Annotated in this window: 3 protein-coding genes; all 3 read right to left on the reverse strand. The window is 67.9% G+C overall.

Annotation, left to right across the window (positions count from 1 at the left end; genetic code table 11):
- Positions 1-64 precede the first annotated feature (64 nt).
- Positions 65-652 (reverse strand): hypothetical protein, encoded by a 588-nt coding sequence (locus tag JHW41_RS07275; protein WP_250449469.1) that lies wholly within the window; start codon positions 650-652, stop codon positions 65-67.
- Complete coding sequence (locus JHW41_RS07280; protein WP_250449470.1) at positions 649-7,356, reverse strand: putative Ig domain-containing protein; 6,708 nt, start codon at positions 7,354-7,356, stop codon at positions 649-651. The genes JHW41_RS07275 and JHW41_RS07280 overlap by 4 nt, the downstream gene beginning before the upstream one ends.
- A 210-nt stretch (positions 7,357-7,566) precedes the next feature.
- Positions 7,567-15,318 carry a hypothetical protein gene (locus JHW41_RS07285; RefSeq protein ID WP_250449471.1) on the reverse strand — a complete coding sequence of 2,584 codons (7,752 nt, stop codon included), beginning with the start codon at positions 15,316-15,318 and terminating at the stop codon, positions 7,567-7,569.
- Between the last annotated feature and the right edge of the window lie 117 nt (positions 15,319-15,435).

Consider the following 15,435-nt stretch of genomic DNA (forward strand, 5'->3'; position numbering starts at 1 on the left):
GCTTATTAGCTGCCACCTAGCGTCTGCGCCGTCGGTCCATTGAGATCGCCGAAGGTGGTTGATGTCATCGCGGGTCCCTCTCTCGTAGCGGCCATGAAGACGGCTCCAGTGTCCCCGCGGGGACTTCGACCTCACCACGAAGCTTGGCGTCCCTGAATATCCGAGCGGCTTTAATTATGTCAAGGTGGCTATATTTGTCCGAATCTGTATTCAAGATATTTTCGGCGTTCAGGTCGAATTGAAACTTTAGAGTGTCCGGGAGAGCTTGGAAGATTTCGAGGACATTTTCTTCGTCGGCGGCATTAAGGGCCATGCGGTAAACATCGCCTTCGCTGAAATCTTCGCTCTTCGATGGCTTTTCTATACGCCATTGCTCGCAGATTTCGATCAATACCCGGTAGGGTTTTTTGACCGCCTCGCTGATCAGGCTCCATTTTTCTTGGCCGAAAGCATGAGTCAGTTCGGCTACCGCTTCGTGGTACCTGTCGGGCTCAGTGGCTGCGCGTTCGTAGTAATGATAGATCGTCGTGTCAAGCAAGGAGAGATAGCTGTAAACGTTCTCCGCATCGAGTAGCGTGGCGAGTTCCTTATCGAACTCCGAGGAGGGCTTGGACTTTAGCGCGAGCATTCGCTGTTGATGGATTTCGTTCATGGCTGACTTTTACTCATCCGGTTGGCTTCCTTGTACTTATCCACCCATATGTCGCCGAAATCGTGAGCTCTGGTATGGAAGTTGGCGCCCTGATTCTCTCCGATTCTTTTTCTGAGTGCTCCAGCGTTAGCCGCCCAGCCGTTGTTCTTGAAGTAATCGATAAGGCGACTCAGTTCATAAAGCTCATGGGCCACCGTATGCAGTGTATGCATTTCGCTCTGGGCCACTGACTCGGAGATGCGGATCGGGATCTTGCCGTTCGGACCGGTAAGGTCACTGTACTTCACCATTCCGGTTTCTAAATTCGTACCGCCCAATGGTTTTCCTTCCGGTGTACTTGCTTGCGGGGCATAGTAGTAGTAGGCCGCAAGGGGCGTGCCGTCGCTATTTTTTGGCATGAAGCGGTCTTCGATGATCTTGAACTCCACTTTGTCAAGATCCAATGTTAATTCCCTGTCGTCGAGCAGGCCGATTCTATCTGCGAGGTCCCAAATGTCGTCAACGTTCAGCGGGCGCTCGCTTTTAGGCCAGCCGCCAGGCGGCTTGCTTAAGGGTTCGCTAGCGGCTCCACGAATATCGCCATAGCTCTTGCCGCTGCGCAGGAAAAGCTCGCCAAGGTCGTCTGCGGCATGGTTATTGACGAGTCCTTTGGTCTGAGCAAAAGGCAGGGACTTGATCGGTGTCCTAACCACGCGGCCGGGCGTAGAAAGGCCTGGGGCCGCGTCCATAATCGGCGCGGTAAAGGTGTCGTTGGCTATAATGGATTCCTGGATCGCTTGGGCATCACCTCCCAGCATTGAGGTGAGAGCTCCCTGCATTCCAGCCAACGGATTGTTGCCCCCGGCCAGCAGGGCGCGCCTGCTGAGTTCGCGCCTCGCTTCGATCATCGGATCGACTGGATACATGCCTGGCAAGCGCGTAGATCCGGTCTTCCGATAATGGTCGACTTGTTCCTGGCTTATCCTCGGTACGACAGCGTCGATACGCTCGGCTGCGCTCATCGTCCCCGTGCGGCGATAGCCCATTCCGAGCATGCCCAGGAGGTACATGAGGTCGTAGCCGTATCCGGGGGCGCTGGGCGGCTTTGTACCGACCACGGTTACCGTGGGCATGGCAGTCGCGTTGAGTTCCATCTTGCCGGCCAACTCGCGGCCATAGTTGTGTTCGAGCTGCAATAGCTCTGAATCACTGACATTTGCGGGCAACGGATCGTCGAAGAGAGCATTGAGCCTGGCGATTCTTTCGCTTCGTCCTAGCACCTGGTCTGGATCGCGAGCTATACGGATTTCTCTGGGATCGCGTTCATAGCCTTGGGGGTAGAGCTTGGCGTTAGACGTCGAATCGGCACCTTCTTGCGCAGCCCGCTCATCGGCGAAATTAAGTAGTAGCGTGTTGCCACTTCGAGCTGCTTGCGAAGGCGGCCGTTTAGTTTGCACCGCTCGGACCCCCATCGCGGCTGCATTGGCTAATACATTTCCGAACGCGTCAGTGGCGATGCGTTCCCAGTTCCATGACGCGTCTTTAACGCCGAACGCCTTTTCGACCCCTGTTTGTACAGCGCCTAACACTAGGCCGCGACCGAGAGATCGGGCTGTTTCTAATGCGATTGCTCTCCACTGAAAGCTACCGTTGCCTTGAGGTGCTTCGACAGATGCGGAGTCCTTAGCGGCGTTGCCGTTGCTTCCCCCACCGAACATGGCTTGTCCGATAAAAGCTGTGGCGATATTTGCGCCTAGTTGGCGGTTGCTCCAGCTGACGTCGTATCCCGCCCATTTGTTGAATTGATAGTTTGCCGCCGTGGTAGCGACGGTTTGCAGCGCCATCGAGGAAGCCGTGCCCAACCCGATATAACTGGCGTACTGCGAGATCCCTGTCGTCGCAGCAGCGGAGGCTGCCGACACCGCGATGCTCTTGTAGTCGACTCGGCCTGGCGCACCGTGCGAGCCGGGATCGTAAACTGAGCGAGCCAGGTCCGAGCTGTTGCCGCCGAAGGGGTTGAGGCCCAGGCGTAAGGCTCTTCCCCAGTCGTACTGGCCGTTGAACATCAGCTGGCTCATCTGTCCCACATAGTTGCCCGCCGCCGCGCCGGCGGCTCCGCCTGCGAAGTAGCTGACGACCGCGGTGACGATGACGGAGATGACCTTCGACATCGCGCCGCACTTCGCGCCCGGCGCCGGCGGAATGTACGGTAATCCGGGCATAGTCGACCCAATCGCTTCCCCCGGATCGTACGGCTTGAACGTATTCGCATCGTTGCGACTCACATCCACCCGGGGCGCATCGAGCTCGCGCCCGCCGCCGATTTCCTGGTCCGGTTCGCCCAGCCCGTTCGCTTCGGCCAGCACGTACCACAGCAGGTCGTTGCCGTAGATGCGCTGGGCCAGGGTGCGGAGGGTTTCGCCGGCCAGGGCCACGACCTTGGCGCCGCCGGCCTGGTACATGCCGACGCCGTTGAGGCTGACGATGCGGCTGCCTTCGGCGATCTGGGCCATCTGCTGGCCGCCGGCGTAGGCGTAGAGGTAGTTCGGCTTGACCGCGCCGTCCTGGACGAACTGGCCGTTCTTGATCGTGCCTTCGCGGCGCAGTTGCACCTGGCCGTCGCCGTTGTAGGCGTAGTAGCGCACGCGGTCGTCGATGCTGCCGGTGCTCAGGCGGGTGGTTTCCTGTTGGGAAATCAGGCGGCCGAGCGCGTCGTAGGTCAGGGTGTTGGTGGTGGGACGGTAGCTGGCGTTGCTGCTGGTGCCGCTGACGGTCTTTTGCTGGTAGCCCTCCCAGCCTTCGTAGGCGATGGCGTAGGTGTGGGTGTATTGCAGGGTGGTGGTCTTGAAGCCGGTGGCGCGGCCGAAGGCGTCGTAGGTGCTGTTGCCGTTGGCGTCGCGGTATTCGATGCGGTTGTTGAGGGTGTTGAGGACGCCGACGTCGGTGGACTGGCGGTTGTTCTCGTTGTTTTGCGAAGCGAGTTGGATCCAGTTCGGCGCGGCCTCGTTGCGGCCGATCTTGTCCTGGTAGAGCAGGCGGCCGGCGGCGTCGTAGCTGTAGTTCTCGGCGCTGCTCAGCCAGCCGCTGTAGTCGTAGGTTTCCCACTCTTCGTAGCTTTGGCCCGAACCGGTGGTGCGGGTCCAGGTGGAGCCGTTGGCGTAGTAGGAGCGGGTGGACGTCAGGCGGTTGGCGGCGTCGTAGGTGAAGCTGCGGGCGATGCCGCCGTAGCCGCTGTTCTGGGCGGCATTGTCGTGATACTCGGTGATGAGGTTGCCGCGCAGGTCGTAGCTGCTGTATCGAATATTGAGCGTGTTGCCACGGTAGAACGTACGTGCGGCGGCGTTGCCGGCCGCGTCGTAGTCGAGGCGGTAGGAGTCGCCGCCCTCGGCGGTCAGCACGATGGCGCCGTTGACCAGGCGGCCGTTGTTGATCGCGATGCGGTTTTCGGCGTCGTAAGTGAACCAGCTGTCGCGGTACTGCAGCGTAGCCGTCGCGGCGCCGGCCGACGCGGCGAGCGCGTCGCCGGCAGACGGCGCGGCGTCGCCTGCGGCTTCGCCCGGTCCCATATCGAAACTCAGCGGCTGGTCCGGTGCGGCATTCGCCACGCCGCCGCCCTTGCGGTAGACCACGTACAACCCGAAGCTCATGTCCACGGACGCGCCGAGGCTGTCGGTGGCGCGTACCGTGATCGTGTAGCTGCGGGTCTGCGCGGGCGGCGACAGGTCGAAGCGGTGATGGCTGTTCGGTCCGGTCGACGGGTGATAGACCACCCACGATGGCGAGCCGACCAGTTGATAGGTCATCGGGTTTCCGTCGGGGTCGACGAATGCGTTCGCCGGCCAGTACACCATTTCGAAACCGACGGACGCTTCGGAAATCTCCATGGACCAGTTGGTCGGCGTGTAGTTGCGCACCGGCGCGTTGTTCGGCGGCGGTGTCGCGTTCACGGCGATGACGAAGCTGGTGTAGCCCTTGGCGCCGCGCGCGTCGATGCCGACGATGACGACTTCGTAGTTGCCCGCGACGGTGGGCGTGCCGCTGATGATGCCGCCGCTGGAGATGCTCAGGCCGGGCGGCAGGCCGCCGGCGTCGTAGGTGACCGTATCGCCGTTGGGGTCGGTGAACAGGGGGATCTGGTAGGCGAAATAGGCGCCCACGCCTGCACTCTGGTTCGGAATCCAGGTCGGCGCCGGCGGGTCGTTGACGACGACGTTGAAGCCGAGCGAAAGGCTCTTGCTGGCGCCGAACGGATCGGTGGCGGTATAGACGGTCGGCACGTTGCCGGCCGCGGTCGCTACGCCGCTGATGGTGCGCGTCTGCGCATCGAAGCTCAGCCCCGCGGGCAGTGCGCTGAGTCGGTATGCGATCGCATCGCCGTCGGCATCGACGAAAGCGGGCAGCTGGTAGCTGTACCACAGGCCGACGGTGACGCGCGGGATGGAGAAGCTGCCGGGAGCGTCCGGCGCGCGGTTGCCGCCACGCACGGTCAAGGTCAGCGTGGTGGTCTTGCTGCCGCCGAAGCCGTCGTTGGCGGTGAAGGTGATGGTGTAGACCGTGCCCGCGGGGACGTTAGACGGCACCCGCCCGATCAGGCGCAACTCCGGGCGGTTGGGATTGGCGATGCGCTGGAACGACATCCATGCGGGCAAGCCGCTGGCGGCGACTTCGAGATAGTCGCCGTCCGCATCGGCGAACACGCTCGGCAACGGATTCGACCAGACGAAATCCTGGTTGATCACGATGGCCTGCGCCGGCAGCGGCGACGGGCCGGTCGGGGCGGTGTTGGCGCCGACGCTCAGGTGCAGGGTCTTGACCGTTGATTGGCCGGCGCGGTCGGTCGCGCGCAGGAACAGCGCGAAGGTCTGGCCCGGCGCGGGGGCGACCGCGCGCAGGCGCATCGTGGCCGCGTCGAACTGTACCCAGGCGGGCAGCGAAGCGGCGTTGTCCACGCTCAGGCGCAGTTCGTCGCCGATGTCGGTGTCGTTGAAGTAATCGATGGCCGCCAGCGGCAGGGTCCAGTCGCCGGCGCTCTTCAGCCGCAGCGGCGTCGGCGCGGCGTCGAGCAATTGCGGCGGGCGGTTGCTGCGCACGTACAGCACGAACGTCGTCGCCGCCGCGTTGGCGGGGTTGCCGGTTTCCGAGGCGATCAGGCGGATCGTCAGGTCCTGGTCGGGCACGCCGGCGCCGGGGTTGGCGACGAACACGATGCGGCCGCTGGTGCCGTCCCGAGTGGCGGTCAGCCAGGCGGGCAGTGCGCTGCCGTCGGCGAGGGCGATCTGCAGGGTCAGTGGGTCTTGCTCGGGGTCGCGGAAGACTTCGCTGAAGACGATCGAGAATTCGCTGGATAGGCCCTTGGGCACCGAGCGCGGCGGCGGCGCCTGCACGGCGACGGGCGCGTTGTTGCCGGCCGGCACGCCGGTGGCGTCGCTGCCGTAGCTGGCGCCGGCGCTGACCCGGCGGCGGTTGCCGGCGGCGTCGTAGCTGTAGCGCAGGTCGAGGACGCGCTTGGAGGCGCCGCTGGAGAGATCGTCCTGGACCACGCGCTGCACCCGGTTGTTGCTGTCGTACCAGGTGCGGGTGATGGTGCGCGTCCACGTGGTCATGTTGCCGTCGCGTGTGAATACCTCTTCAAGCGTGCGGTTGCCGGCGGCGTCGTACTCGTAGCGGTAGGTCGGATCCGCGCCGTTCTCGTAGATCGCCTTGATCCGGCCGTTGGGATAGTAGGTGTACCGGCGCACCGCGTCGCCGACCGGGCCGCCGCGCTGGGAGTCGGTCGACAACTGCCCGGTCACCGCGTCGTACGCGTAATCGAAATCGCGCCCGCTCAGGTTGTTGTGATCGATCAACCGACCGAACACGTCGTAGTCCCAGGTCAGCTCGTCCAGGCGCACGGTTTCGCCGTCGCGGTCCTGCACGGTGGGGCCGTTGAAGCTGTTGTAGTTCTCCCAGGTCTTGCGGCCCAGCATGTCGTAGCCGTACCAGGTGATCTGGCCGGTGGCGGTCTGGATGCGGGAGACCAGTCCGGCGCTCGAATAGTCGTAGTCGGTGCGCTGGCCGAGCGCGTCGGTTACGGACAGGCGGTCGCCGTTCTGGTTCAGGCCGTAGCCTTGCAGGCGCACGCGGGTGCGGGTGTAAGGGCCGTTGAGGAAATCGCCGGTTTCGACGATGCGGCCGCGCTTGTCGTAGTCCTGGTAGGTCAGGCGTCCGACCGGGCTCTGCACGAGGCGTTGCTGGCCGAGCGCGTCGTAGGCGTAGAGGGTGGCCTGGCCGAATGCGTCGAAGGAACGCACGAGTTGGCCGGCGGCGTCGTACTCGTTGAGGCGGGTGTTGCCGTTGGCGTCGCGGGTGCCGATCAGGCGGCCGAGGGCGTCGTAGAACCATTCGTTGACCGGCCGGATCCAGGTGCTGGCGCCGGTTTCGGACACCGCTTCGACCAGCGGCCGCTCGTCGCGGACGACCTGGTCGAGTTCGTTGTAGCGGTAGTTGGTGCGGTAACCGCGCGTATCCACGGTCTCCAGCACGTTGCCCCAGCGGTCGCGGCGCTGCTGGACCAGGCTGGTCGCGGCGAGATCGGCGGTGTGCGCGGGCATGCGGGTGGCGACGACGCGGCCGAGCCGGTCGACGCTGTTCCAGGTGACCGCGTCGACGCGCTGGCCGTCGCTGGTGGCGACGAGGCGGTGCTCGCGCACCTGGTGGCCGGCGAGGTTGTAGCCGAAGCTGCGCACGCCGCCGGTTTCGTTGGAGTCGATCAGGCGGCCGGCGTTGTCGTAGGTGTTGACCAGGGTGCCCTGCAGGCCGACGTGGACGCGGCGCAGGATTTCGCCGAACGCGTTGTAGGCGGTCCACTGGTTGAGATCGACGACCGGGGAGGCGGCGCCGGCGAGCTGGCGCTGCTGGCTGGCATGCAGCAGCTGCCCGGTCTTGTCGTATTCGTTTCAGACGTGGACGACGGCATCGAAGCCGGGCTGGCTGCCGCTGAGCTTGTACCAGCGGTGGACGAGGTTGTCGGCGGCGTCGTATTCGCTGTAGACGGTGTCGCCGTTGCCGGCGATGGTGGCGATGGCGCGGCCTTGGTAGTCGTAGCGGATCAGGTCGATGCGGTCGCCGGCGTTGAGCGCCACGCCGGAGTCGCGCTTGCCGAGCGCGTAGCGGTAGGTGCGGATGAGGTTGCCGAAGCCGTCGTAGAGCATTTCGGTGTACGGCGCGGCGGTTTCGTGCATCCACGAGGTGGCGAGGTCGTGGTTGACGTTGCCGGCGAGGACGCCGGCGGTGGTGTCGTTGACCACGCGCCGGGCCGGCTCGGTGACGTTGACGACCCGGCCGAGCGCGTCGTAGACGGTGGTGGTGGTGCCGGCGTCGTTGTCGAGGCGGACGAGGCGGTCTTCGCCGTCGTAGCCGAAGCTGGAGACGACCTCGCGCAGGCCGCCGCTGCCGTCGCTGCGCTGGAAGTGGCGGGTGGCGGCCTCGCGGGTCTTGCGGCCGAGGGCGTCGTAGCCCCAGCGCAGCACGCGGTCGTAGCCGCTGAGCGCATCGCCGGCCGGCGGTAGCGCCGGCGGCGCGGTCGCGCTGAGGTCGGCGGTGGCGACCGGCTTGGCGTAGTCGATCGATTCGACCAGTTCGCCGGTGGCGTTGTAGCTGCGGCGGGTGAGGTAGCCCTCGGCGTCGACCGTCATGGCGACGCGGCCGAGCGCGTCGTAATAGGTGTAGGTATGGGCCCAGACCGCGCCGGGCTGGCCGGCGACGCCTTCGAGCAGGGTCGATTCGCGCACCTTCTGGCCGTAGCCGTCGTAGTCGCTGCGCACGGTCGGGCTGCCGGTGGCGAGCGCGCCGGCGGCGGTGTAGTAGCTCACCGCGCTCTGTTCGACCTGCACCACCAGGCCGCGTTGGTCGTAGCGGGTGAGCAGGCGGCGGTCGGCGGCGCCGGCGACCGCGGCGGTCTGGGCCTGCGCCAGGCTCAGCGGCTGGCCGGCGCTCCAGCCGGCGAGCGCGGCGGTGTCGATGCGCTGGGCGTGGCGGCGCAACGACGTGCGCTGGCCGAAGCCGTCGTAGCCGTAGGCGGTGGCATAGCCTTCGGGATCGATTTCGTAGGCGACCCGGCCCTGGGCGTCGTAGACGGTGTAGCGGTAATTGCCGCGCGTGTCCTTCTGCACCGTGGCGCGGTTGAACGCGTCGTAGGCGATGTCCAGGGTCGGCTGGGTGCCGGTGGCGACCAGCACGCCGCTGGCGTTGATCCGGCCGGCGTCGGGGCAGGTGGTGCGGATGCGGTTGCCGCGGTTGTCGTAGTCGTAGCGGACGGTGCGCGCCTGGTCGGTGTCGGCGTTCTCGGTGCGGGCGAGGACGTTGCCGAGGGCGTCGTAGACGGTGCGCACGACGAGGCGGCGGTCGGTTTCGCTGAAGACGCCGGCGGCGTCGAAGCCGGCGACGTGCACGCTCGGGCTGCGCTCGGCGACGCGGCGCCCGGCGAGGTCGTAGTCGTAGTTCCAGGTGTGGCCGTTGGCGTTGGTGTAGCTGCGCAGCTGGCCGAGGTGGTCGTAGCCGTAGCGGCGGACCTGGCCGAGGGCGTCGGTGACGCTGAGCGGCCGGCCGCCGGCGTCGTAGGTGGTGACGGTCTTGCGCAGTTGGGCGATGCCGGCGACGGCGGCGGCGAGCGCGGATTCGCTCATCGCGGTGCCGGCGGCGACGAACGCGCCGTACTGGCGCGTTTCCAGCACGCGCCCGGCGCCGTCGTAACGCTGCTCGGCGACCGCGCCGAGGTCGTCGACGGTGAAGCGCAGGCGGCCGGCGAGGTCGTAGACGTAGCGCGTCTGGCGATTGCGCTCCGGGGCGGACAGGCCGGCGGCGGCGAGCGCGGCGTCGATGTCGTTCACGCCCGCGGCCTCGCCGAACGCGACAGCGCTGCCGTAGCGCGCGGTCGACGCGACCCGACCGACGCCGTCGTAGCGGCGCTCGTCGACCGTGTACAGGCCGACGCCGCTCTGGTTCAGCCCGCTGCGGGTGAGGGTGAAGCGTTCGCGGCCGGCGGCGTCGTAGGCGCGCCGGATCAGGGCGTCGGTGCTGTCGTTCTGCACCGCGATCGCGACGATGTCGGCGACACCGGCGGTGCCGGCGACGAGTCTGGCCCGCAGCGCGGCGGACACCGCAGCGGCCTGGCTGTGGCGGCGTTCCTGCACTACGCGGCCGGCGGCGTCGTAACTGCGCACGGCGACGTAGCCGGCGCCGTCGATGGCGGCCGCCAGGCGCCCGGCGGCGTCGTAGACGCGGTACTCGCGCAGGTCGCGCGCATCGTCGGCCACGGCGGCGAGGCGCGCGCCGAGCGCGATGAAGGCGGCGCTGTCGCCGGCGAGCAACTGCGGCTTGAGCGCGGCGTCGAGGACCACGGCGACGGCGTAGGCGCGGGTGCCGGCGACGCGGCCGGCGGCGTCGTACAGGGTTTCCACCACGCCGCCATTGGCGTCGACGGCGTAGCGCGCGCGGCCGGCGCCGTCGTAGCTGGTGTAGGCGACCCGGTCGGTGGCGTTGTCGACCGCGGTGACGTCGACGACGTCCTGCGGCGAGGCGGTGCCGGCGGTCAGCTTGGCGCGGATCGTCGGATTGAGCTGGGCGGCGTGCGCGTAGCGCTTGTGCGCGACCACGCGGCCGGCGCGGTCGTAGACGTAGGACACCACGGCACCGGCGTTGTCGACCGTGGTGCGCAGTTCGCCGGCGGCGGTGTAGACGTTGTAGACGATCTGGTCGGCGGCGTCGTTGCGCAGCGGGGCGAGGTCGAACTCGCCGGGCAAGGCGGTGCCGGCGAACAGTTTCTCCACGCGCGGGGTGCTGAAGTCCGGCCACAGCGCGGCGTAGCGGCGTACCGCCGCGACCCGGCCGGCGGCGTCGTAGACGTATTCCTGTATCTGGCCCTGGCCGTTGAAAACCAGACGGGCGCGGCCGTCGCGGTCGTAGACGGTGTAGGTGTGCAGGTCGAGCGGATCCCAGACGATGCGCGCGTCGAGTTCGGCGATGGTCGTCGCGTCGGTCAGCGTGGACGCGTTGGTGGCGACGATCAGGGTCCGGTTCACCACCACCCGTCCCGCCGTGTCGTACCAGTTGCGCGTCATCACGCCCAACGGATCGACCGTGTAGATCAGCTGCCCGGCTTCGTCGTAGTAGTAGCGGGTGACGCTGAGGTTCGCGTCGATGCGCCGGATCAGATGGTCGCCGGCGTCGTAGACATAGCGGGTGGCGAGGTTGAGCCCGTCGGGATCGACCCGTTCGGCGACGCGGCGGCCGAGCACGTCGTAGTCGTACTGCACGGTGCGCGCGGCGGCGGTGCCGGCGCCTTCGACCACGCGGATCTGCCGGCCCTGCGCGTCGTAGGCATAGGTCGTGCGCAGGTTCAGCCCGGCGGGGTCTTGCGCAGTCTGGGTCAGGCGGCCTTCGCGGTCGTAGGCGTAGGCGACGACGCGGCCGCTGGCATCGACGGTCTCGATCTTGCGGCCCTGGCCGTCGTAGCGATGGGTCGTGGTCAGGGCCAGGCCGGCGGGGTCCTCGATCCGCCGCAGCAGGCGGCCGGCGGCGTCGTAGCGCAGTTCGACCCGGCGGCCGCTGGCGTCGACGGTGGCGGCCAGCAGCCCGCGCGCGTCGTACTCGTTGGTCGCGGCGCGGCCGAGCGGATCGGTGCTCGACAGCAGGCGTCCGTCGCGGTCGTAGACGTAGCCGGTGGTGGCGACCGCGCCGCCCGGCAGCGGCGTGCTCACGTCGATCTGCTGGCCGTGGCGGTCGAAGCGGGTCTTGACCGCGACGCCTTCGGGCGTGGTCACCGTGGTGCTGCGGTTGACGGTGTCGTAGGTCGTGGTGGTGACGCGGCCCAGCCCGTCGGTCGAGCTGATCGTGCGGCCGAACGCGTCGTAGGCCTGGCGCACCGATTGCACCCGGCCGAGCACGGTCTGGAACGTCCCGATCTGGCGGCCGAGGCGGTCGTAGGCGTAGGCCGTCGCCACGCCACGCGCATCGGTGGCGCGCACCAGCCGGCCGAAGGCGTCGTAGATCGCCGCGCTCGCGCGCGCCTGCGCCGTGCCGACGCCGTCGCGCCGGGCGACGGCGAGGCCGCGACGGTCGTAGTCGGTCTCCCAGGTGGTGGCGGCGCCGGCGTTGGTCACCGCCTCGCGCACGCGCTCGTCGAAGGCGTTGTAGGTGTACTGGCGCAGTTGGCCTTCGGCGTCGCTGGCGGTGGCGAGCAGGCCGCGCGGGGTGTAGGTGTAGCTGCGCCGGCTGTCGCTGGCGGCGACATAGGCCAGCGTGGCGATCGCGCTGGCGGCGCTGTCGCGGCTACCGGCGGTGGCCAGCACGATGCGGCCGGTGTAGGCGGTGCTGTCGCGCACCTCGCCGAAAGCGGTGTAGCGGGTTTCGCTGACTTCGCCGAGCGCGTTGGCCACGCCGTTGGCGTCGGCGACGCCGCGGACCACGAAGGTCGCGCGGCCGGCGGCGTCGTAGAAGGTCCAGGTCTTGTGGCCGGCCGCGTCGATGCTCTCGGTGCGCCGGCCGAGCGCGTCGTAGCTATGGCGCACGCCGTACTGGGCGAACAGCGCGTCGAGCTGGGCCTCGGTCATGTTCGGCAGCACGCGCGCGGCGCCTTCGCCGCTCAGTTCGCCGATGAGCTCGCCGAACACGTTGTAGCGCAGCCGGCTCTCGCGCAGTTCGCTGGTGTCGGCGGCGCGCTCGGCGCGCAGCAGGTTGCCTTGCACGTCGTAGTGGTAGCGGGTCAGCGTGCCTTCGGCGTTGCGCTCGGCGATCAAGCGGCCGAGCGCGTCGAAGCTGCGTCGCGTCTCGCGCACTTCGCCGGCGGCCGCGGCGCTGCGCAGCGCGGCCAGGGTCTCGTTGCCCGACAAACCGGTCAGGCGCAGCGCGTAGGCCTTGCCCGCGCGCTCGTTGCGCGCTTCGTCGTAGACGGATTCGGTCAGGTAGCCTTCGGCATCGAGCTGGCCGACGAGGTTGTCGCGGCCGTCGAAGAACCAACGCGTGGTCTGGTCGTTGGCGGCGTCCGTGGCCGGACGCAGTTGGGCCAGGGTGCCGGTCGCGCGCTGCGCGTCGGCGGTGACCGTGGCGTACGCGGTGCTGGCGATGCGGCGGCCGGCGAGGTCGTAGCGGTGTTCGACCAGATAGCCTTCGGCGTCGAGTTCGCCGGCCAACCGTCCCGCGGCGTCGTAGAACGAGCGCGCGACGCGGCGGTTGCCGGCAGTGTCCTGGCGCGCGACCTGCAGCAGGCGGCCGGCACCGTCGTAACTGTAGGTCGCGGTGGCGCCGTCGCCTTCGCGTTCGCGGGTCAGGCGGCCGAGCGCATCGTAGCTGCGGGTGGCGCTGCGGTCGTCGGCGTGGACGGCCGGTCGGATCGCCGACAGCGCCGTCGGCACCACGGCGCCGGCGGCGAGCCAGGTGCTGGTGTCGACGCGGGTCGCGTAGGCCAGCGTCTGCTGGATGCGACCGAGATCGTCGCGCACGTACTCGAGCACCGCGCCGGTCGCGTCGACCTCGGCCTGCAGCTGGCCTTCTTCGTCGTAGAAGAAATAACGCCGCGCGCCGCCGGCGTCTTCGCTCGCGCGCAGGCGGCCGGCGCTGTCGTAAGAGTGGCGCGCGAGCGTGCGTGAGTCGCCGCCGCCGACCGCCGACTCGGTGACGCGCAGCAACTGGCCGCTGGCGTCGCGCACTTCCAGGCGGACGCGGTCGTTGCCGGCGATCCCGTCGCTCACCGCGCCGCCTTCGACGACGATCCGCACCGTGTTCGACGAGGCCAGGTAGCTCCATTGGCTGACGCTGCGCCGGACCTGCTCGGCGCCGTTGCCGGTCTTCTCGGCGACGATCTCCGACAGCAGGCGACCGGCGCCGTCGTAGGCGTAACTGGTGGTCTGGACCACGTCGCGGGCATCGTCGGCGGCGACGGTGGAACTGCGCAGCACCCGGCGCTGCAGCAGCTGGCCGTGGGCGTCGTAGCGGTACTGCACGAGCTCGGCGGCGTCGTTCTCCACGCCGTTGCCGGACGCGTCGACCTGGGCGTACGACTTGGTGCCGGCCAGCCGGCCCTTGAGGTCGTAGCTCGATTCCACCAGCGTGCCCTGCACGCGTTGCGCGGCCGTGGCCCAGGCGCTCAGCGCCGCCAGCGTGGCCGCGCCCGAGTACGCGGCGCCGAGGTACTGGCGCGCCTTCGCCACCTGGCCCGCGCCGGCGCCGACGGTTTCGTACTCGAACTCGCGCACCGCGCCGTCGGCGCCGATGACGAAGCGCAGGCGGTCCACGGTGTCGTAGACGTAATACGTGGTCGAGCCACCGCTCGGTGCCTGCGCGGCGAGCTCGCGGTCCGGGTCCAGGCCGGTGTACACGGTCTGGCTGGCGAGCTGATTCGTCGCCGTCCAGGTGCGCTGGATCGCCGTCGCGGCCGTGCCGCTGGCCGGATCGACGGTGTCCCACTGCCACAGCGCGTTGCCGTTGGCGTCGTACTGGTAGACGGTCTCGGCCAGCACCGCGCTGCCGCGCACGCTCTTGATCCGGGTAACGTTGCCGGCCGCGTCGTAACTGTATTGAGTGAGCTCGCGCAGGCCGGCGACCGCGGGCGCGCGCACTTCGATCAACTGGCCTGCGGCGTCGTAGGCGTAGCCCCACGAGCGCCCGGTCGAATCGGCGACCTCGGTGCTGCGGTTGGCGTCGTCGTAGCTGAAGGTCAGGGTCTGGCCGACCCCGTCGCTGTCGTCGGCGTTGGTATCGCCGCGAGTCAGCGTGCGCACCCGGCCCTGGGCGTCGTAGGTGTAGCTGACCACGGTGCCGTCGCTCTGGCGCACCTGGGCGATGCGCAGGCTGCTGGCGTCGGCGTAGGTGTAGACGGTGTGCAGCCAGTAGCCGTCGTTGTTGGCGAAGTTGACGGCGTCCCAGCTGTCGCGATCCCCGGCCGGATCGTCGGGCGTCAGGTCGGTCAGCACCGAAGTCAGCCGGCCGGCGCTGTCGTAGCGGTAGAGCGTCTGCTCGCGCACCGTGCCGTCGCTGCGCGTGGACAGCGAGGTCAGCCGGCCGTTGCCGTCGTAGGCGTAAAGCAGTGCGTCGGCGCTGCCGCTTTCGCCCGCGGCGATCTCGACGATGCGGCCGGCCGCGTCGTACAGCACGTTCCAGTAGATCGCCGTGGCCTGATCGGATTTCAGGTCGCGGATGCGGATCAGGCGGCCCTTGAGCGCGGCGTCGGCGTGGCTGGCGTAGCGCTCCGCGCGGCGGCTGCTGCCTTCGGTCCAGACCCAGCTGTTGTCGCTGGTGTCGCGGACCAGGGTGTCGTGGGCGCCGTCGCCGACGTTCGAGCGATACAGGCCGGGCGACACATAGGCGAAGTCCTGGTACGCGCCGTCGCCGGTATGCCGGCGCATCACGCTGCCGGCCGTATCGACGGTGCCGCCGACCAACTCCACCCGTCGCTCGAACCCGGTGATCCAGGCATCGGCGCCGCTGTCGGAGAGCTGGCCGCGGCTGTTGTAAGTCCGCACCGCCGCCATGCCGAGACCGCGGAAGGTCAGGAACTCGTCCTGGGTCCGCAGCACCAGATTGCCGGTCGCGATATTGACGTACTGCTCGTCCTGGCCCTGGCCGAGCCGCGCGCTGCCGCCCAGACCGCGCCCGATCTGCCCCAGCGAGCCGTTGAACAGACCCAGACCGGTCCCCGAAACGATTGCCGACATGCCGTGTTGCTCCCTGTGGACGGCCCTCCCGCTTCGGAAGGCCCATATTGGGAGCTACTCGGCAGATTTTCGGAAAAGTTTAGCGACCGGCTACCGCCTCCCTGCGATGGGTGACGT

It is taken from the genome of Lysobacter enzymogenes (assembly GCF_023617245.1).
GTDB classification, from domain to species: Bacteria; Pseudomonadota; Gammaproteobacteria; order Xanthomonadales; family Xanthomonadaceae; genus Lysobacter; species Lysobacter yananisis.

Bases quoted from the DNA above. Each gene is read 5' to 3' on its own strand.
- JHW41_RS07275 (WP_250449469.1), bottom strand. From the start codon at position 652: ATGAACGAAATCCATCAACAGCGAATGCTCGCGCTAAAGTCCAAGCCC.
- JHW41_RS07285 (WP_250449471.1), bottom strand. From the start codon at position 15,318: ATGTCGGCAATCGTTTCGGGGACCGGTCTGGGTCTGTTCAACGGCTCG.